At 48.9% G+C, this 20640-nt stretch carries 21 protein-coding genes and 1 riboswitch; of the genes, 11 read left to right on the forward strand and 10 right to left on the reverse strand.

The features are described 5' to 3' along the window. Positions 1 to 70 precede the first annotated feature (70 nt). A complete protein-coding gene (locus tag WH46_RS03225) occupies positions 71 to 580 on the forward strand; it encodes a hypothetical protein (protein WP_046225656.1) in 510 nt (169 codons plus the stop codon). Between the two features lie 19 nt (positions 581 to 599). Beyond that, on the forward strand, positions 600 to 806 hold the full coding sequence (locus WH46_RS03230) for a hypothetical protein (protein WP_017811534.1): 207 nt from the start codon (positions 600 to 602) through the stop codon (positions 804 to 806). 178 nt (positions 807 to 984) lie between these two features. Here WH46_RS03230 and WH46_RS03235 read toward each other — a convergent pair whose 3' ends face one another. From WH46_RS03235 to WH46_RS03250, 4 genes are all read right to left on the reverse strand, one after another. Next, complete coding sequence (locus WH46_RS03235) at positions 985 to 3051, reverse strand: class I SAM-dependent methyltransferase (protein WP_046225657.1); 2067 nt, start codon at positions 3049 to 3051, stop codon at positions 985 to 987. A gap of 251 nt (positions 3052 to 3302) precedes the next feature. Further along, positions 3303 to 4475 (reverse strand): pectin acetylesterase-family hydrolase, encoded by a 1173-nt coding sequence (locus tag WH46_RS03240; RefSeq protein ID WP_046225658.1) that lies wholly within the window; start codon positions 4473 to 4475, stop codon positions 3303 to 3305. A 54-nt stretch (positions 4476 to 4529) separates the two neighbouring features. After that, positions 4530 to 5894: a hypothetical protein gene (locus tag WH46_RS03245; RefSeq protein ID WP_046225659.1), complete on the reverse strand. Its 1365-nt coding sequence runs from the start codon at positions 5892 to 5894 to the stop codon at positions 4530 to 4532. After that, positions 5891 to 6598 carry a M50 family metallopeptidase gene (locus tag WH46_RS03250; protein ID WP_046225660.1) on the reverse strand — a complete coding sequence of 236 codons (708 nt, stop codon included), beginning with the start codon at positions 6596 to 6598 and terminating at the stop codon, positions 5891 to 5893. The genes WH46_RS03245 and WH46_RS03250 overlap by 4 nt, the downstream gene beginning before the upstream one ends. 302 nt (positions 6599 to 6900) lie before the next feature. Here WH46_RS03250 and WH46_RS03255 point away from each other — a divergent pair, with 302 nt between their 5' ends. The 8 genes from WH46_RS03255 (at position 6901) to cysC (ending at position 13543) form a co-directional block, all read left to right on the forward strand. After that, positions 6901 to 7266 (forward strand): GIY-YIG nuclease family protein, encoded by a 366-nt coding sequence (locus WH46_RS03255; RefSeq protein ID WP_046225661.1) that lies wholly within the window; start codon positions 6901 to 6903, stop codon positions 7264 to 7266. Continuing rightward, complete coding sequence (locus WH46_RS03260) at positions 7263 to 7775, forward strand: hypothetical protein (RefSeq protein ID WP_046225662.1); 513 nt, start codon at positions 7263 to 7265, stop codon at positions 7773 to 7775. Before WH46_RS03255 ends, WH46_RS03260 begins: the two co-directional genes overlap by 4 nt. Positions 7776 to 8092: 317 nt before the next feature. Then, positions 8093 to 9013 carry an AEC family transporter gene (locus WH46_RS03265; protein WP_046225663.1) on the forward strand — a complete coding sequence of 307 codons (921 nt, stop codon included), beginning with the start codon at positions 8093 to 8095 and terminating at the stop codon, positions 9011 to 9013. 46 nt (positions 9014 to 9059) lie between these two features. After that, positions 9060 to 9338: a hypothetical protein gene (locus tag WH46_RS03270; protein ID WP_046225664.1), complete on the forward strand. Its 279-nt coding sequence runs from the start codon at positions 9060 to 9062 to the stop codon at positions 9336 to 9338. 263 nt (positions 9339 to 9601) lie between these two features. Next, positions 9602 to 10372, forward strand: a complete 771-nt coding sequence (locus tag WH46_RS03275; protein ID WP_046225665.1) for a peptidylprolyl isomerase — start codon at positions 9602 to 9604, stop codon at positions 10370 to 10372. Positions 10373 to 10647: 275 nt separating this feature from the next. After that, a riboswitch (cyclic di-GMP riboswitch) is annotated at positions 10648 to 10742 on the forward strand. A gap of 114 nt (positions 10743 to 10856) precedes the next feature. Then, complete coding sequence (locus tag WH46_RS03280) at positions 10857 to 11666, forward strand: hypothetical protein (protein ID WP_052714093.1); 810 nt, start codon at positions 10857 to 10859, stop codon at positions 11664 to 11666. A gap of 314 nt (positions 11667 to 11980) precedes the next feature. Further along, the gene (locus WH46_RS03285; protein WP_017811545.1) at positions 11981 to 12706 is read left to right on the forward strand and encodes a polysaccharide deacetylase family protein; all 726 of its coding nucleotides are present in this window, start codon (positions 11981 to 11983) and stop codon (positions 12704 to 12706) included. Between the two features lie 219 nt (positions 12707 to 12925). Then, a complete protein-coding gene (gene cysC, locus WH46_RS03290; protein WP_046225667.1) occupies positions 12926 to 13543 on the forward strand; it encodes an adenylyl-sulfate kinase in 618 nt (205 codons plus the stop codon). Positions 13544 to 13565: 22 nt separating this feature from the next. Here cysC and WH46_RS03295 read toward each other — a convergent pair whose 3' ends face one another. Beyond that, positions 13566 to 14408 (reverse strand): AraC family transcriptional regulator, encoded by an 843-nt coding sequence (locus WH46_RS03295; RefSeq protein ID WP_036629249.1) that lies wholly within the window; start codon positions 14406 to 14408, stop codon positions 13566 to 13568. A 122-nt stretch (positions 14409 to 14530) separates the two neighbouring features. On the opposite strand from WH46_RS03295, the gene WH46_RS03300 reads away from it, so the two are divergent. Beyond that, positions 14531 to 15457: an aldo/keto reductase gene (locus tag WH46_RS03300; protein ID WP_046225668.1), complete on the forward strand. Its 927-nt coding sequence runs from the start codon at positions 14531 to 14533 to the stop codon at positions 15455 to 15457. A gap of 249 nt (positions 15458 to 15706) precedes the next feature. On the opposite strand, the gene WH46_RS03305 is transcribed toward WH46_RS03300, so the two are convergent. The 5 genes from WH46_RS03305 to WH46_RS03325 form a co-directional block, all read right to left on the reverse strand. Continuing rightward, positions 15707 to 17503: an ABC transporter ATP-binding protein gene (locus WH46_RS03305; protein ID WP_017811549.1), complete on the reverse strand. Its 1797-nt coding sequence runs from the start codon at positions 17501 to 17503 to the stop codon at positions 15707 to 15709. Beyond that, positions 17500 to 18693 carry a nucleotidyltransferase domain-containing protein gene (locus tag WH46_RS03310; RefSeq protein ID WP_046225669.1) on the reverse strand — a complete coding sequence of 398 codons (1194 nt, stop codon included), beginning with the start codon at positions 18691 to 18693 and terminating at the stop codon, positions 17500 to 17502. The genes WH46_RS03305 and WH46_RS03310 overlap by 4 nt, the downstream gene beginning before the upstream one ends. 34 nt (positions 18694 to 18727) lie before the next feature. Then, entirely contained in the window at positions 18728 to 19192 is a 465-nt protein-coding gene (locus WH46_RS03315; RefSeq protein WP_407944395.1) for a lasso peptide biosynthesis B2 protein, read from the reverse strand. Then, positions 19173 to 19475 carry a lasso peptide biosynthesis PqqD family chaperone gene (locus tag WH46_RS03320; protein WP_046225670.1) on the reverse strand — a complete coding sequence of 101 codons (303 nt, stop codon included), beginning with the start codon at positions 19473 to 19475 and terminating at the stop codon, positions 19173 to 19175. The genes WH46_RS03315 and WH46_RS03320 overlap by 20 nt, the downstream gene beginning before the upstream one ends. Positions 19476 to 19570: 95 nt before the next feature. Beyond that, positions 19571 to 20413 carry a hypothetical protein gene (locus tag WH46_RS03325; RefSeq protein WP_017811552.1) on the reverse strand — a complete coding sequence of 281 codons (843 nt, stop codon included), beginning with the start codon at positions 20411 to 20413 and terminating at the stop codon, positions 19571 to 19573. Positions 20414 to 20640: the final 227 nt, after the last annotated feature.

Consider the following 20640-nt stretch of genomic DNA (forward strand, 5'->3'; position numbering starts at 1 on the left):
TACACAATCGACTTTTACAATAAATGGACCACCGCAATAAACGTCCATACCGACCGAGGAGATGAATATAATGAGTAACGAATTTGATAATAACAGAGATGCTGCTGCGCAGGAGTATAATCGTTATCGCACGATAGACCCGGTAACCGCACGGGATGAAGAAGAACTGCAAGCCATTCCCGCAGATGATCTGGATCTGATCAATCCGACTGTACGCGATGAAGAAGGCATCCGGCCGGTAATTCGCGAGGACAATTCGGTACAGGATCTGGAACCTCGTCTGGCTTCGGATGATATCGATCTGCATCGTCATACGATTGATCTGGATACCCATGCTGATCAGCTGGATACCGGCACCAATGCCGTAGATCAGGGTATTATGAATAATGCACAGGACGATTCCATGATCGAAGATGGACCTCTGCCGGATATTCCGGATGCAGATGAGCTGAATGGCGGCGAGACGCCGGAAGATCCATCGGTACCTTCTTCGTATGATCAGGATGCACATGGTACAGATCTGCGCAACGGTTCTACCGGCGAAGATGATCCGGATCGCTTTGAACGTCGCGACCGCTAAATTCAAGGAGGAATAAAGGATGACTGAACATAAGCAGAACCCCAATGAGGACAATCTGGTTACCGAACGGGATACGGATCCCAAATTTGGACTGTTCCGTGAAGATTCCTTTCCTGATTCCGGTACGGATGAAGTACAGAAGCGTGTAATTGAAAATGAACTGCCGCGGGATAACCAGCTTCCCGAGCATGAAGAAGACATTGACGATGAAGATACTCGCGGTTGAGATTGAATCTATAATGATACGTGGATTAAGCAGTCGATTCGCGAATCTTGGATGGATCTGATCCACGACAACTCTATACATCACTATATATACCAAAAAGCGATCCGCCTTTTTACAGGCACGGATCGCTTTTTTTGGCATATTACATATTAACTACATACATCAGATTATCACAGAACTACAGCTTCTCAATCACAATAATACAGGTACTATCCGGCAGGCGGACCTCTTCATCCCACTCATCATGCAGCTGTATCCGGTGACGAAGTGCATCGGTGTATCCTTCCTGCAGAAAGGCTTCCATATGCACAATATTCGCTTTTTCTCCCAGCGTATCATGAATCAATTTCCGATACTGCAGCGGTGTCATATAACCAAACTGCTCCTGCACCTCATGGACATACGCCTCGTCACCCCACGTATACGTATACAGAAATTCCATCGCATCATTTACCGGCATAATCACCTGCTGATCGCCAATTCTCTCATACTGGATTTCCCTGCCTTCAAAATCTTCGGCATACCGTTCCAGCGCGTCCATTCCTCCTTCTTCCAGGAACGTAATCTTGCGCTGCTGCACAGTCGGTTCGGTCATAATGCCATCCCGGATAATAATCCGTCCTCCGGTCGATAATACTTCAAAAGCACTGTGCAGGGCAGCAGCTACGGTCTCCAGATTGAACTTGCGTCCATTAAAAGGAACATACGAGTACAACTCATGCAGGATCGAGGAGAACAGAATCGTATCTACACTGCCTGGTGTTACATATTCCTGCAAAGCAAGTGCATCTCCCTTGATCACTTCCCAGCGGTGTCCTTCCCGCTGCTTTTTGCGGTTCAGCGACTCAATGACATTCTCGGAAATATCGATACCAATTGCACGCACCTCCGGCATCTCCGCTTCCAGCAGATCGAGCATAATGCCGCCGCCCGGTCCGATATCCAGCACGGTCTGTCCGACTACATCGCGCAGCAGCAGCTTTTTATAATCGATCGTCTGATTCATCGTTTCCAGATAACTATCCTCATTATGGAAACGGTCGTATGCATCACGGCGCAGATCGAACAGATCGAACAGCATCAGCACGGCTTTCTCATACAATGGCGATTTCTCGGCTTCCATGCAGAATTCGATCAGCTTCTCGGCAGCCGGGGAAAAGATAAAGTTAAAAAAGACGGTATCGGCAATATTCGGTTCCATCGCCAATTCAGATTTCAGATGCGGACTGGACAGATCGAGCCGGCCAGAACGCAGATCGTCCCAATCCCAGTCGGCCAGATATTTCTCGATAATACGCTTTTTGTACAGATTGATCTTTTTGGTTCCTCTATAATCGTAGTACATGCTATTCATCATGCGCTCAAAGCTGATATGACGTATCTGCTCTCCAGTCTGACTGCTGATCAGCAGGAAGATTTTGCTGAATTCCTCCATCGAAAAATCCTTGAGTGCAGCTTCTACATACCAGAAAGTACGACCAGCCAGCTGTTCGAACGCCTGATCCAGATCAATCTGCCGGCGTAGCTTCTCCAGCTGTTCCAGTGTATTCTCTCCATAGGCAGCACTACCGGTACGCAGACGCAGAATACGATCCTGCACAGTTACATTCTCGGGCTGCTCTCCATAGACAATGGCATGGATCAGCTGTACCAATTCATCGCGTACACGCTGCCATAGCTCTGTCGACACTGCCTCAATCACACAGCGATTCAGTACCATCAGCGTGCTCTTCATTTCTTCCGGTGACAATATGCCTTCAGCTACAATCTCCGTTAACACATGGTTTTCATGAAAAGGCACTTCTCCGCGCAGATACTGCCCCAGCAGTCCATGAGTGCGAATGAGCGCAGCAACCAACCGGGTTCGGTCATGTTCCGGCTCCAGAGCAGCACGTTCGTACAGCTCCGCTGATCCTTCATTATGTACAAACAGGTTGATCCCCTGCTCCTGCCAGCTGATCCGGTCGCGTACCGATCCTCCTTTGGCTGTCTCCGACCACATCAACGTCTCTTCCACAATATCCCGCAGCCAGAATGATACCCGCAGTTGATCCAAAATACGCAGGGTGCGTTCTACATAATCAAGCACCGGATTCGCCTCATTCAGCTCCTGCAGCGTACTCACCCGTTCCAGATTGACGATCCGTTCCTCGGCAGACACCAGATAATTCAGCCATGGTGTGCTGAATGGCAGCAACGGACCTGCATTACGATAAGACTCGATAGCGACAAGTGCATGCAGCATAATAATTCCCTCATTTCCGATAGTGATTATGATGGTGGTGCCACGGCGGTCGAACACTACAGATTTCAGCCAGATTCCAGCTTTTGTATTCGGCAGTATTTATACAAAAAAGGATTGTACCCGCCTAACGAATACAATGCCTCTTTCCTGATATTTAGTGCGCGGGATCAGACAGTCCGCTTGTCCACTGTTCCTATCTGATCCCTCTTCTCTCTTCGCGATTAGTGATTTAATCATGAACTGCAGCGGTTCTATTCCCGTCCGGGAAACTCGACAAACTCCTTGCCGACCGAATAACGTTTGTCTTCGTTAACGATATCACCGAGCCAGCGACTCAGCTTCACGCCGCTTTCCTGAGCAGAATAGAATACTTTGTAGGGTGACAGTGTATGGGGAGTACCGCGTCTTTTTTTGCCGCTGCCCACTCCATAATCGGTGATGAAAAAGTAATAATCCGGCAGTTCTTGCTGCAGGCGGTGTGCCGAGTTCAGCATGCCGAGTGACCATTCATTGGTAATCTCCAGATCATCACTGACGAGTCCTTCGGTTCGTCCATTTAGTACGGCTTCGTAGGAAGGCAGCACTTTGTCATAGACAGTGTTGGACTGCAGCAATACGGTTCCCTCAGGCAGCATCCGATGATTCGCCCGGAACGCAGCGCCGATAATATCATCTTCGATCGCATAGCCATATCGTTTCAGGAAGTCCGCTTTCCAGACTTCGTCGATAATATGCGGCCACTGGTGGGAGGACAGATAGGCTCCATCGGCATAATGATACAGCTGTGCCTGTGGATAATGCTCGGCAATATACGGTGCCCAAAAGGCAGAACCGAATCCCCCCGCACTTGCTCCGGCAATCAGCAGTTTGTCCGGTGCCGGCACATGCTTGAACATCCAGTCGAGTCCCTTGAGCGTATTGGCACGCCCGCTGTAATGAGCGGTGAATGTGAGTTTGCCACGGTCCTTGTATTTCACTTGATGATCACCGATGTGGAAATCTCCTGTCGCATAAGGAACATAGATAATATTCCAGTCACGGAAGGGATTGTCTTTGCGCTGATTATCCAATATACCTCCCAGTAGATCTGGCTTGTAGAAAGGAATATTGGCAAAATAATAACCCAGCTCATGATTGTGCAGCAGTGTACGCAGTCCAAAAGGCTTGGTCGCTGTATTACGATTCCAACTGATCCCTCCGCCGGAAAAGTACACCATCAGATTATTGCTGCGGCCTCGCTTGGTCAGCAGGTAGTAGGAAGATCCGTCTCCCGATACCGCGCGGCCGCTCAGATCGACACGGCTCCATTTGTACAGCGGAGAATCAGCAAAATTAACTACCCGGGACGGACGTTTGATAATAAAAACGATAATGGCTATCAGGACCAGAGCAAGCATCAACCATTCGACACTGGACACGATCATGTTGTTTCCTCTTTTCTATAACTCTCTCGAAATGAACGATGTGAAATGGTTTTTTTATTTTTGGCGAATCACGGTGACCCGTGTTTTGCGGGGAGTACGATTGGCTTTACGGCCTTTAAGCAGCCATAGATCCGGGGTATCGCGAATATCGCGAATTTCCAGCTGAAAAGGTGTTGTTGGCAGCGCTCTGGCAAAGCGCAGGAACAGCCGATTGCCATCCACAGCAGAGTGGCTGACTTTCAATTCACGCGGCTTGCTCAGACCGGTCGACAAATGCAGCACGACGCTGCCTACCGAATCGGGATCAATCCGTTTGTTGTACGTGATCATCACCTCGTGTTCATCCAGCAACAGTCCCGAAGAAGGCAGCGGCGGCTCAGCATACATATATCCGCCAATATGATACTCGTAAGCAGTCCACGTCTGATAGCCAAGCGCATAAGCCTGATGTTCAAAATCATCGACCCAGCGACGCCCTTTGATCATGCTTGCTTTGGAGCCGATATCTGCCTGGATACCGAGCGGCAGATTCGGATAACGTTCCCGGATCGGTGCTGCAACCGGCTCATATTCGCGGATATAATCAGCGCCCAGTCCCCGTTTCATCCAGTCCGGCCAGTGAGTCTGCAGCACATGCAGATCCGGACGCACCTTCTCGATCATGGACAGCGGATCGAGTCCCTGCCATTCACGCAGTTTCTCTATAGCATCCGCTTCCCGGACAGCCAGTGACCAGGTCGCCACCTTGATATCCGGACGCACCTGCCTTGCCCCTTTTTCCCCATTGATTAGCTCGTCGATCAGATGATTTACAGCATCAACGCGCAGATCGGTCCAGGCCTGGTAAATATCCGGGATCCGCTTGTAATAATTGGATGCCGATTCATCCAGAAATTCGGGAATCTGCTCGCCATATTTGTCGTGAAAAGCCTGTCTTGCCAGCGGACCGATATCTCCATACACACCACGCGCGATGCCATTCCATTCCGGGAAATATGGCTCGGCCACTTCTACGCCGTCGAATGGCACATTTTCCAGCAGATAGGACAGCACTTCTTTTTTCCACTGGATATAATCGGTCGAGAAATGGGAAAAGCGTTCAAATCCATCATTGATTGGACGCAGAAGCTCCATTTTCCAAGAAGACCAGGATGGCGGAGCATGTTCTACGCTGAATGTACCGTTGCCCAGCACCAGCGCCCAGACAGCGATTTCCCTTTTCTGGAGAGCTTCGACGAGCCACTGGTCTACTTTTTGCTCATTGACTACAAAGTAATGCACTGTACGATACCCGGCGAGCATCAGCTCATCCGCGATACTGTCAGGGGAACGATCCGCATAATACGGAAATAGTGGATCGATCTGTATACTTGCGCCCCGCATCGCCCATGGGCGACTGCGATAAGGGTGATCATTCATCCGGCAAACCCTCCTGATGTTGAAGATGTTCTGGTACGCGGCGGTTTGCGCTTGCGCAAAAACAGCTGGGCAGAGATTTTGGCGCACCACAGGGAGAACCCGGCAAAAATAATGCCCCAAACTACAGCAGGCAGTATAAATTGATACGCCAGACCGGTCGCATCCCCTGCAGCTGAAGGACTGGTAATCGCCATAATCAAAATAGTTAACGAGGACAACACTGATTCTTCCAGCGTCAAAAACATAATCAGCAGATAATAGCCGTTGCGCAGCCATTCGGGACTGATCAGCATCAGAATGCTTACAATAACAAATCCAATCAGCCAGATTACGCCGAACCCATGGTGCACATACAGAATCAGCATAATGAGCGCAATAACCGCCGTTACGATAATGCCAACCCGCTGCTGCCGCTTGTGATAGAGATAAAATAGCCAGATCACGAACAGCGAGGAGCCCATATACCCTGCCAATCCAATCGGCAGTCCGCTCCATGCCGAGGTGATCATGGAATACGTCACTCCGCTATGATCTGCATTGAGTTCGATCCGGTTCACTCTCCCCGAGGTCATGAGCGTGACAATGGCATGGCAGAATTCATGAATCATCGTGTCCAGATTACGGAATAACGAAGAGAACGGGATCAGCCGGGTAAGCACTGCCGATCCAATGAGCAGGAGGATCAATTTAAGCCATTTGTTCAATACTCCACATCCTTATATGCTTTTTCATTTTGTGCTGTCTATATAGGTAGCAGCTTTATATATAGTAGAAGCAGCTTCACAATTTGAAGGAACTGGTGCTGCACCAGAGTTTCTTTTATTTTAACGCTCGCTATCTTGCAATACAATTGATCGCCAAATGCTTATTATTACCCATTTGCCTATTTATTGACGTCATCCTCTAAATTTCATCTTTCCGTCTAATTATTTTATAGACAATATATAATATTATCTATATTATATTAAATAAATGAGATGATAGTCTATTATGGGAGCTGAATAACATGAACCGTAGAAAAGAACTGCAAGAGCAGTACAAGGAAATAAAGACAGAAGCCGGTATCTATGAAGTACGCAATCTGCCGGAACAAAAAGTATGGGTGACGAGTACACCCAATCTGCGTACGATCAATGGTTCGCTATTCTCTCTGGAAATGGGCAGCTTTATTCACCGCGAGCTGCAGGCGGACTGGACACGTCTTGGCAAGGATCAGTTCGAGGTGAACATTCTGGAAGTGCTCAAGCCGCTGGAGAACCCGTATGATCGAATCAAGGACAAACTGCAGGATAAAGAAGAGGAATGGATCGAACGTTTTCGCAGTGAGGGCATGAATCTGTATCTTCCTCTTCAGAAAAATACATCGGTATGATCCATCTCCATCAGGAACTGGAGCGAATCAGCGAAGTAGCTTTTTTCTCTTCACTGGGTCAGCCGCTGGCCGAGGAATTTGCAGCCAAGCTGCAGCCCGAGCTGCCTTTTCTTCATTATATGCAGCTTCCGGATGTACAGGAGACTTTTGTACAGCCGACCTTGCCCGAATGGATCAAGCTGCAATCGGCTGTACGCTGGCTGCCCTCCTCTCCAACAGAACCAGACCCTTTCTACCCGGCGATGTCTGCCGATCCGCAGCTGCTGGATATCCGCAAACAAATCTATCAGGCCGTACTTCGCCAGACCCGTACTGCCCGGCCGGATACCCTGAAATGCAGACCGCATGATTTCACCACAGCAGCACGCCAGGCTGCCGGTTATGCCTATCGCCAGTATGCCATGGAACGTTATTACGATCTCGGCAGCAGCTGGCAGAGAGTTATCCAACTGTATGAAGCAGGACACTGGCCAGCCGGTTATGCCAAGGACACACTCGTATGGATATAGTCATGGGACAACTAGATGTATAAAAAAGGCAGAGACCGTGAATACGGCTTCTGCCTTTTTGTGTGTATGCAGCGATGATTGTTGCAGCTCTTTATGCCTACTGTAGTGACCGAATATTTATCTATCCCTTACTCTATATAGAGTGACTATGGGATTCATTGTTCTTGGCAGATTACCTTCTATTCACCTTTCTGACCGGGAAACTATGGTATACTTTTGGTCGAACTGCCGGAATAAGAAGACTCCGGCTGAGGAGTGTTACATACTTATCTGACTGGTGCACACCGAGAGAGACAATATAGAAAGAAGTGAATTCCTTGTTTATAACTATCCTGTACAGCGTCGTACTGCCGATTATTGTACTGATTGTTGTCGGTTCGGTACTTCAGCGGATTTTTCAGCTGGATCTGTACACGCTATCCAAAATCAACTTTTACTGCATTACACCGGCGACCGTATTTATGAGCCTGTATCATTCCAATATGAATCCTGAGCTGCTGGGCAGTGTAGTACTGTTCTATGCCCTGTATATACTGATCCTGTATATTCTCGGCTCGCTCACTTCCCGGATTATGGGATACAAAGGTGGGAAAAAGGCTGCTTTTAACAACAGCATTATGCTGGATAACTCCGGCAATTACGGGCTGCCTGTCAATCAGCTTGTATTCAGTGGAGAACCACTGGCTGCGTCGATGCAGGCACTGATCATGTCCCTGCAGAGCCTGCTTACCTTTACCTATGGAGTTATCTCGATTCAGGGCTCCCGGCTGCAGGGCAACTATCGCAGCGTCATTATCGGATTCCTGAAAATGCCGGTACCCTATGCACTGGCACTTGGCCTGATCATGCATGCGCTCGCGATTCCGCTACCGACTGTGCTCGCCCAGCCGCTCACCTATGCCCAGCAGTCCATGGTCGCGATCGCACTGATCACGCTCGGTGCGCAGATCGTCAAATATCCACTACGGCTCTATCGCAGTGATATCTATATCAGTATGGTGCTGCGACTGTTTGGCGGTCCATTGATCGGATTGATGCTGATTCTGCTGCTCGATATGCACGGGATTCCGGCACAGGCGCTCTTGATCGCATCCGCTATGCCTACAGGTGTAAATACATCGATTCTGGCAGAAGAATACCGTAATGAACCGGACTTTGCCGCCCAGACGGTACTTATTTCGACGATTGTGAATGTATTTACCATTACGGCCGTAATTGCATTGTCCGGTCATTTATAGCAGATATATGTCAATCAGCGATTAACATGATAAAAGGAGGACGATAATGAGTGACAGTTTTTTACTGTTAGTGGGAGCATTAGGCGGTTTTATATTTTATGCTGTACTTATAGGAGCTATTATTTTTATCATCCAAAAACGATCGAAAACTCCCAATAAAATCAACCTGGTTCCCATTCTGCTTATCACTATGTTTTCTTTTTCAATATTGGCAATTAATCGATTAATGTATGGTGGTTTCTATTTTGATATTTTACTGGCTTTGTATTTGACAGCAATTGTGGTGCTGTCTTTTAAGCTGATCCAGCAAATACGCAACAAATAAATATTCTCTTTTCTCTAAGCCTTTTGAAATAGAAAGTAGGTAAGCATGATGGCTAATCTTCCCACTATTTCAAAGGGTCTTTTTTTCCTTTCGCACAGATATTTGCTTCATAACCCTACCTTGGTTTAAAGTCATAGTATATGTCCTGCAGTACCATCCCGGCGTTAGACGTTTCTTTTCGGATGATCCATCCGGCTTGAAATCGGTTAACGTCCGATGACGTGCCGAGGAAATTACCAACCCACTAAGGAGTGAAGACCTCTATGCTACGCCAACCGCGTAAAAATGTTGTATTTGTACTCGTATGTGCAGCCTTGTTCCTGATCATCGCTGGCTGCGGTAACAACAATGGAACGAGCAGTTCCACTACGGGCCAGACCGGTACTTCCAACAGTACGGAAACAAATGGCACTACCGGTTCGACTGGAACGACTGGTGACCAGAGCGGCTCTACAGCAACCGATACAGCGCAGACGCCATCCGCTACTGATAATTCCGCCGACTTCAAGCAGGCTAACGATCCTATCGTAACCGTCGAAATGGATGATGGCCAAAAGATTGAAATCGAGCTGTATCCCAAAGCAGCACCGAACAGTGTCAATAACTTCATTTCCCTTGTTAAAAAAGGATTCTATGACGGTCTGACTTTCCATCGCGTTATCCCTGGCTTTATGATTCAGGGTGGCGATCCCAAGGGCGATGGCACCGGTGATCCGGGCTACAGCATCCCAGGCGAATTCCAAGCTAACGGTGTACAGAATGACCTGAAGCACACGGCTGGCGTACTGTCGATGGCACGTTCCGACGATCCGAATTCCGCCGGTTCCCAGTTCTTCCTGATGGTAGCCGATGCTCCGCATCTGGATGGAGGATATGCTGCATTTGGTAAAGTCATCAGTGGCATGGAAGAAGTCAACAAGATCGTCAACCTGCCAAAAGATATGAAAGACAAACCGAACACTCCTCCTGTCATGAAAAAGGTAACCGTGGATACCAAAGGTGTCGATTATCCGGAACCCGAGAAAAGCAAATAAAAAGATTTATTCGACCAGCGCTTTCCATAGCGCTGGTTTTTTTGATCCTTTCGGACCTGTGATGATTAGGTGAATCCATTCTTAGCGGCAGTATATAATACTTCCCTATGCACTATACCTTTCTTTGACAATACCCTTCTATAAAAAATGTCAATTTTTGTCGTTAAAATACCGAAATTCTATTTAGAAACTTAGCTATATAGACGATATATATGTTATGCAATCCCACAAGAGCGCATACTACAGCAACCTCTGCTGAACCTATTGTTTATCATATTTAATCAGGGCAAATTCACTGAAAGGTGAAGACGCAAAGCCAAGGGTCTAAGGCATGATGGGCAGGGTCTTGCTAGGATAGCCGGTTGCCGATGAATACCTGATGCGGTATGACTCGAAGGAGTCCAACATCATGAGAACAGCATATTATCGCCTACAATTGGGTATCCTCTGTATAGCATTACTACTGTGGCTAGGAGGATTCACGATGACACCCGCTTATGCTCAATCACCTCAAAAAGCAACCTGGCTGTGGAACACACAGTTGATTGTAAATTCTACAGCCAGTATTTTATCTTTTGCAGCCAGCCAGAACGTTACCCTGATCTACCTGCAGGTCAATGCCGATCTGGATGCTAATGTATATCAACACTTTATCGCTGCTGCTTCTGCCCAAGGCATTACGGTGCAAGCACTTGATGGAGCCCCCTCTTGGGCGCTGGATTCCCGGCGTCATGAACTTCAGGCCACGCTTGACTGGATTACCACGTATCAACAGGGCGCCTCTGCCGATGAGAAGTTCAGCGGTATCCATATCGATATCGAACCTTATCTGCTGCCCGAATGGCGCACCGATCAGTTAACCGTTATCGCAGGCTGGCAGCATAGTGTTGAGAGCGTCGTACAAGCTGCTCATTCGCTGCATATCCCCGCTTCCGCCGATATCCCGTTCTGGCTGCATACCCTGTTGACCGCAGACGAATCTGCAACGCTCAGCAGTTGGATGATGCAGCAGTACGATTCCATTACGATCATGGCTTACCGTGATAGTGCCTCCGGAATTTTGGATGTTGCCGAAGCCCAGCTGGCCGAGGGTGATGCTGTCGGTACACCCGTCTATGTAGGGGTGGAGACCAATCCTACAAGTGAGGGGAATACTATCACTTTTTATGAGGAAGGCGCCGCCTACCTAAACAACCAGCTCGCTCGTGTGACGAAGCAGGCGGGCAAGCACGACTCTTTTGCCGGTATCGCTGTCCATGATTATGCCGGTTGGTCGACACTGGTAAGCAAATAAATAGTAGCGATTTACTATCGAGACAGACGTTGTTTTCCGTTTGTCTCGTTTTTTTTATATGGAGAATATGTGGAGGTATTTTCATCCTTCATGGATATTTAATTTTTGGCCTTCTCGTATGCGACCAATTACTTACCTTTCTATCTTTGGAACCAATTCTTTCATTTGCAATATTCACAATTTGACGATTTTGTAGTTTAATGCCGATTAATGTAACAAAAATGTTATGCAATAGTATCCATTTACGGAAGATTCATTCCTTCCTGTCTTGTTATGATGAATACAGAAAATTGCAGGTAAGGAGCGTCTTATTCATGTTACATAAGCAAAAATGGTTACTCGCACTACTCATCGCTGTACTTCTGATTCCTCAGACAGCGACCGCTGCCAAATCGCAGTCATCCGGCAGCAAAGCACATTCATCCAAAGTGATCTATCTGACCTTTGACGATGGACCGACTGCACATACGATGCAGCTGCTCGATATCCTCGACCAGTACAATGCCAAAGCGACTTTCTTTATGCTTGGACCGCATATGGAACACTTCCCGGCAGCGACCAAACGTATTGTCAAAGAAGGCAACGGACTTGGTCTCCATGGTGTAAGTCATGTAGTCAGCCAGTTCTACAGTTCTCCGTACAGCGCCTACAAGGAAATGAAGGGCGCCAACGAAAGTCTGTACAAAGTAACCGGCAAGTCTACGAGTCTGGTACGTACTCCTTATGGCAGCAAACCATATCTCAAAAAATCCTACCGGGATATTATGCTGAGCACCGGCGGCTTCCATCTGTGGGACTGGAACGTGGATTCCCTGGACTGGAAATACAAAAAAGATCACCAGAAGGTGTACAACAACATTATGACCCAGGTGAAATCAGTAGAACGTCGCGGAGCTACTCCGGTTATACTGATGCATGATCAACCTGCCACTCTCAAAGTACTGCCAAAAGTACTCAAAGAGCTCAAGGCAGAGGGTTATCATTTTGAAATATTGGATAAAAAAAATCATCCGCTGAACTTCTGGAACGACGAACGCTAAGTTCTGCGATTGATTGCCGAACCTGTGGCGTATAACATTCATACAGCGATACGAAAAGCCCCTGTCCGCAAGGAGATTGTACTCCTTTGGACAGGGGCTTTTTATATCGTTCTCCGGTTCACTCGTCTTCTGCCAAATTCACTTTTGTCATGCAGGCAATTCCGGCTTATTGCTGGTATGATAAAATAAATCCAATTTATCGTACAAAGGAGCGTATTTATGACAGAATCACAGCAGCCTGCAGCAGGATTTCCTCTGGTTACACGCGCTGACCGCGAGCGGCTTTATCGGCAAAAGGGACGTGTACTGTGGCTGACCGGATTGTCCGGATCAGGGAAATCCACTCTCGCTTTTGCACTGGAGCATGAGCTGTTCCTGCGTGGACAATCTTGTTATGTACTGGACGGGGACCGGGTACGGCAGGGACTGAACAGCGATCTGGGCTTTGCTCCAGAAGATCGGCGCGAGAATCTTCGCCGCATGGGAGAAGTCGCCCGCATCCTGCTGGATGGTGGACAGATTGTTATCGCTGCACTGATTTCCCCCCATGCTCCGGATCGGCAAATGGTACGGGACATGTTCCAGCCCGAAGACTTTTGCGAGATCTATGTGAACTGCTCTCTGGCAGCCTGTGAACAGCGTGATCCCAAGGGATTGTACCAGCACGCCCGCAGCGGGGAGATTCCGCAGTTTACCGGGATCAGTGCTCCCTACGATGTACCCGAGCAGCCTGAATTGGTTATTAACACCGAGTTCCTGTCTGTAGAGGAATCGGTCATGCTGATTATGGAGACGCTGGAATTGTCAGGGGCAGCCAGTCTGAATATCTCTGGCTGATTCGCTAAGATCAGCATCGTATTCAATTCCAATACAGTCTGCGATACTCCGTAGGTGTCATCTTTTCACGGGTGAGAAATTGACGATTGAAGTAGCTGGCACTGGGATAGCCGGCATCCTCGGCAATCTGCCCCACAGGGCGATCTGGCCGTTCCAATAACCACTGCTTGGCCATCTGCAAGCGGGAACGGGTAATGAATTCCATTGGAGTCATCTCGACTACACTTTTGAACAGTCTGCAAAAATAATGTTCGCTCACCCCTGCCCGCTCCGCCCAATCCTGCAGGAGAAAAGGTTCGCAGGCCTGCTGCTGCATCTGTGGCAGCAGGCTCAGAATCCGGCCTTCCGCCTGACCCGCACGCCGATTCTTCAGCGGAACCGCCTGATGCACGAATTCGGCGAGCACCGCATAGGTCAGTGTCGATAATAGTGACGGATGCAGCATCCGGTGCTGCTCCGCTTCATTCAGCAGTGCCAGATGAGAGGCTTCCCAGCCTTCCCGCTGACGCAGTGTCCACAATAGATTGCGGTGAAATCCACGCTCAATCATATAATCATGCAGACGCTCTCCATAAAAATGCACCCAGCGCACATCCCACGGGTCATCCTGGCTGCTGTAATACCGCTGACGCTGATGCGGAAAATAAAGTACCGCCTGCCCGCTGCGCAGTTCATGTACCGTTCCCTCCACTTCCACATATCCTTTACCGGCAGCTACATAATGTATATTAAAATTATTCAGTGCACCCTCTTCTCTCAACACGGAATGTTCCGGTTGATCATGATAATGCCCTACTGATTCCGGCAGACAAAAATATGGCTGTTCCTGCAAAGTAAGCAGTACGGTCTGTCTAATCTTCCTCATCCTCTCTAATGACAATATTGTGTTAACCTATTCAATATATTATCATTTCCAAGCCTTTTTGAATTCATTATAATCACAACATACAGGTAATCGATTCCTCATACGAAAGGAAGATATAAGACATGGAATATATCCAAATTGAAGGTGCACGCAAACCAGTCTCTCGCCTGATCAAAGGTACAGACTATTTTAAGCATGATACGTATGAAAAAGCAGCTGCGAATCTGGATGCTTTTCTGGCAATTGGCGGTACGACAATAGACACTGCCCATATTTACTGCGGCGGTGAGAGCGAGGAAGTGCTTGGCCAATATATGCAGGAGCGCGGTAACCCTGAAGCACTGGTCATTCTGACCAAGGGTGCCCATCATGATCAGCATGGACCACGTGTGAATGCAGAGGATATCCGCAGCGACCTGATGACCAGCCTGGAGCGGCTGAAGACCGACTTTATCGAGCTGTATGGTCTGCATCGTGATGATCCGTCTGTTCCTGTAGGCTCCATTCTGGAAGCGCTTAACGATCATGTCGAGGCTGGACGGATCGGCGCTATCGGCGCTTCCAACTGGACCTGGCAGCGGCTACAGGAAGCGAATGACTATGCCGCTTCCCACGGATTAACCGGTTTTACTTTCAGTAGTCCCAATCTAAGTCTTGCCAAAGCCAATGAACCATTCTGGGCGGGCTGTGTCTCCGCTGACCGCGAAACACTGGATTGGCATGAACAGACCCAGCTACCACTGCTATCCTGGTCTTCGCAGGCCCGGGGCTTCTTTACCGGACGCTTTACCCCGGAGGTTCGGGATAATGAAGATCTGGTGCGCGTATTCTACAGCGATGAGAACTGGGAGCGGCTGCGCCGTGCTGGAGAACTGGCTGGACAGAAGCAGAGTACTACGATCCAGATTGCGCTGGCTTATGTACTCAATCAGCCCTTTCCGACCTGCGCTCTGATCGGAGCACAGAACCGTGAAGAACTGCTATCCTGTGATGAAGGTGCGCAGATTACACTGACACGTGAAGAACTGGATTGGCTGGATTTGAAATAAATCCTGCAAATATACAGTGATCCGCTGGACAGGTAGATCGTATCTTCGATTATGTTGAGTGATTGGCGAATCTTTAAACTTTTAAACCTTCAAACGTTCTAAATAAATGTCAATCTGCATGAAATGCTGTACCCTATCGTTGATTATTCGACCCGCACGATAAAAAAGGAACAGATCCCACTGCATCGCAGCGATCTGTTCCTTTTCTGCATGATTATACTTTGTCCGACAAAATAAAATCGAACCGCATTACTGGGCAGCTGTCTGATAGGCTAGCAGCTGATGGAAGGTTCCCTTGGTCTCACTGGACAGCTGGTTAAATCCACCCTGCTGCACAATCTGGCCATGATCCATCACGATCACCTGATCAGCATTGCGGATTGTGGATAGACGGTGGGCAATAACAATCAGTGTGATCTTGCCTTTGAGTTTCTCCAGCGCGAGCTGTACCTTGGCTTCATTCTCGGTATCCAGCGAGCTGGTCGCTTCATCCAGAATCAGCACTTCCGGCTTGCGCAGGATAGCCCGTGCCAGCACGATACGCTGGCGTTCTCCCCCGGAGAGACGAACCCCGCGGTCGCCAATAACTGTATCCAGTCCATCCGGCAGCTTCCGTACGAACTCGTCACAGGCTGCAAAGGACAATGCTTCCCACAGCTCGTCTTCGCTCGCATCCGGCTTCACCAGCATCAGATTCTCACGAATACTGCTGTGGAACAGAAACGGCTCCTGAGCGACATAACCAATAGAGTTGCGCCAGGACAGCAGACGCTCTCCGGTCAGTACTTCTCCATCTACAGTCACTTTGCCATCCTGCGGCTCCATCAGCCCCATCAGCATATCGATCAGCGTACTCTTGCCCGCTCCCGAACGTCCGGCGACAGCAGTCATCTGACCTGCCGGAATAAACAGATTAATATCTTTCAGTGCATTGTCATGCTCTTCACTGTAGCGGAATGATACCTGCTCACAGCGAATACCCTGCTGCAGCGGCTGTACCGGTCCTTGTCCATAACCAACCGGACGATACGATTCTTCAGCCTGCTCACATTCGGTCTGCAGCTTGGACAGCGCGCGGAACGCAGGCAGCAGTGCACCGATATACTCCAGATAGGACTGAATACCGCTGAATCTTGGCCATAAGCGGGCAAAGATCAGTACGATCAGTACCGAGCGTTCCGGCTGCAGCTTGAATACCTGCGCAGACAATACGATAAATCCAACGATAAATACGACAGAGATCAGCTTGTAGATCAGCTGGGTAGCGGAATTCAGGCGAATCTGCTGGATCAGATTATATTCCAGCTTGTTGGCCATATTGCGGAACCAATCAAAGTGCGAAGATTCCAGCATATTACTTTTGATATCCTTGATTCCGTTCAGATTCTCCTGGATACCCGAGAAATAATCCTGTGACAGCTGGGTCATTTTATCCCCGTAGGTTTTGGACTTACGGACAAACTTGCGTGAATACAAGGCCAGCAGTCCGCCACCGATCATTACCAGCAGGGTCATCTTGAAGGATAACACCATGGCAAATCCGATCTGAATCACGGTAAACAGCAGCGAAGTGGATAGCATCAGGACGAGATTCGTTCCCTGACTTACCCTGGCCAGCTCGGTTGTCAGCATATGGCTCAGATCCGACTTGCGCTTACGCAGGAAAAAGGACCAGTTGGAACGCATAATCGAGCGATATACACGCAGACGCAGGCTCTTGATAAATCCTTGCTGGATCTCGGCGCCCATAATCGCCTGTTTGCGCTGCATCAGTCCCTGTACAATTGTCAGCAGACTGTAGACGGATAAAATAATAATCAGCGTCGTCGTAACCGGCATCTGCTTGAGAGGCTCAAACAGCGAAGCCATAGGCAGTGTACTGCTGCCGGCACCGCCGAATACCCCAATCAGGCTGAGCAGAGGAACAAGCATATACAGCGTGACCATATCAAGCAGACTGATGACGAGCATCAGACCAATATAGAAATAGATTCGTTTGCCGCCATATTGGCGTAGTTCATTTACATAGCTGCGCAGCTCATTCACTGGCCCACCTCCCGCTGCAATGCATTACGCCGCTGATTCCGCCGGTATAACAGCAGAAACGGGTGCAGCGGATAATACATAAAATGCAGCGGCTTCGGTAGCGGCAGTGTCTGCATATCCCATGCATCCGGTGTCATCTTGCGCCACCAGAATAATGCCTTTTGACCGTTGGTACGCAGTGCATATTGATAGGAACGGTATTGCTGTGCGAGTCGCTCGGTTTCCGGTTCCGGACAGAGGCTTACCTTTTCCCGGATAAATACAATCACACGACGAGCCAGGTCTCTGGCACGCGGCTGATTCATCAGCACTTCCATCTGCGGCGTTACCGGAGTCTCCAATAAAGCAGCCGCCAGCAGGAATGCCTGACCGACAATATGACTGCTCTTGTACTGACGCACCAGACGTGCGAGCAGTTCCCAGTCGATATCCATACGCACCAGTTTATCGATATCTGCCAGCCAGCGCAGACGGAACCAGGCATGACGTGCACCATGGACAGCCAGATAGATCAGCAGATCTTCTTTGCCGAGCATATGCACGGATGTACCGCCAAACTGCATGGTTTGTCTACGTGTCCATAGATCATCAAAGCTTTGTTCGGCACCGGCATCTCCATTCAGCCGCCAGTGTAGCTCAATCTCTACGCCAGTACGTTCATGGGTATAGGATTCGTGATTATAGCGCCATTTCCATTTATCCAGCGTCCGATCGACTTCCTGGGTCTTGGTATAACCAAGTTCCAGCAATGCCTGCTCGGCTGCTTCTATACGGTCCATCGGCACCAGTACATCCAGATCCTTGGACGTGCGTCGGGACAGATCACCGTACAATAGCTGAGCGAGCACCGGGCCTTTGAGCTGGAGAGCCGGAATATTCTGCTTGTTAAAAGTCTGGCTGACCTTCTGCATTTGGCCGCTGAGCTGCAGCATGGTAAAGGTATTATGGTGATAACGGTGATTCAGCCACTGCATCGTCTCTGCCGGCAGCAAATCGCTGTATGCTGACAGATGCGCGTGGATCGTAGGATAGACACGGTGATGCATGGACAGCGAGCTGAACTCCTGCCAGTCCAGCGAAGATTCTCCGCCAGCCAGTAACAGGTCAGCAGGCTTGGACTTCATTGAACCCAGCATCAGTTTCAATTCGACAGGGAAGTTCCGTAGATCAAGGCCCCATTCCTTATTCATGGCTTACTCCTTTATATGTTGTATTCAATCGTTGTCAGTTGAACTGCTTGGCAAACCGTCCGACGACTGTATATTGTTCGATCTCCTTGGCACCTGTCAGATAGAAGCGTCCGCTTCTCAGCCAGGCGTGTGCGGCATTGCTGCCTTTGTCATCGCGGCGCATACCGAGGTAGAGCGTGCTTGGCAGCTTGCGACGTTCAAGCATTTTCATCGCGGCAAACGCCATAACCAGACATTCCGTCTCCCAGAACACATGAGGGCTGACCAGATGCAGCGCCTTGGAGATCTGCACCGCCTGACGGTGAGCGTCCCGATCCGATTCATACGTGGTCTCCTGCATATAATCGCCCAGTGACGGCGACACTTTGGCAAACGGGCGCATCTTCATAATGCGTCCCCAGGCCAGGTAAAAGAGAGCTTCCAGCATCAGCTTGCGCATCGCAGCCGGATAGTTGCGCAGTTTGGCTGCTTTGGACAATTTAGCGAACGGCAGCGCCATTGACCTCAACCAGCCCTTCCTGCAGCATTTTCTCTACAAATACACTCACTTGCTGTTTGCATACGTCCTGTGCTACGTCATACTCCTGCACCAGTACGGCTACAATCTCATCTACAGTGACAGGATTCTCACTGATATCCCAGATTCGGCCTCCAATAGCGCCCAGATTGTAATATTTACCGGACTCGATATCCAGCATGACTTTCTCTCCATTCATATCGCTGGCGATATAGTTGGAATTTTGGGTGATTTTCTGTTCGCTATTTATCATTTGGTTAGACATTAACGTTTCCCCTTTCATGGATAGGCTGATATGTTTAGTTCTGGTATGGATTAAATGAGTGATTTAATCTCCTTCGCACATTCATCCGTAACGGTTCAGCTGTTGCTGCCCGAGCGGGATGCGGCGTGATTTTTGGATTGGATGATCTGAACGACTTTTTCCATAATGGCAGGTGCGGTAAAAGCGGTCGTCGAACGCTGAATCTGATAAGCATCAAGCTCCCCTGCCAGTGCGGCAAACTGGGAGAAATGGCGCTGCTTCAGACCCAGACGCGGAACAATTGCACCGCGGAAGGTATGCGCCAGCATAATGTGGAGGCGTTCCAGCCGATTTAATTCTATAATACTAGCTTCCGGTGCATCCGTCTTCACCAATTCGAATACTCCTGCAAGCGGTACAGGCTGGTTATAAAACCGATCGCCGACCGGAATCGCGAATTTATCGTATTCATCATGCAGCGTAGAGTATTGATCCGATGAGATACCAAAATGGTTCAGACTTTCCTGCCACAGCTTCTGCTGTGGATAAGCCGGATATACATGAGGCACTCCATTCTCATAATTCACGGCGATTACATCATCACTGATGAGCGGATACCCTGCCTGCATAAAGGTAGCTGCAAGCGTGGACTTGCCTGCTCCCGAATGACCGACAAAAGCATAGGCCTGACCTTCGATTAATAATGCACTGCCGTGCAGTGGGAAAATATCACGCTGCATCAACAGAATGCCCATGCAGGTTCCAAGTATGAACAGGCGCAGTTTGGCTTCACTGACCTGGGGTGCAGGATCGATTATGATACTGTTACCTTCGTGAATACAGAATATGCCTGTATCGGGCATTTGGAACATAAAGCCTGGCGGCTGCATCGTAAAATTGGTATCACGGGTAGAAATGGCTTCCGCCCACTGGGACAAATCCGCAAAACGGACGGTCACGTCAGCTGATCTATTTGTATTGTTAACTTGCTGTAGCTCAGGCAAGGAAATTTCGCTTTTAATCCGCAGACCAAAGGCTTGATATACGGTTTGTTGGATCGTGTTAATAGTAATAACCTCCCGATAGGTTCCCTGGCTGATCGCTTCCGGAACTTAATGCACACCGGTGATTCCATCATGCTCTGGTCCTGTTGAAGAAAATGGACCCTTATACGTTTTTGGGGTAT

The sequence above is a fragment of the Paenibacillus dauci genome (genome assembly GCF_000971985.1).
Classification (GTDB): domain Bacteria; phylum Bacillota; class Bacilli; order Paenibacillales; family Paenibacillaceae; genus Saccharibacillus; species Saccharibacillus dauci.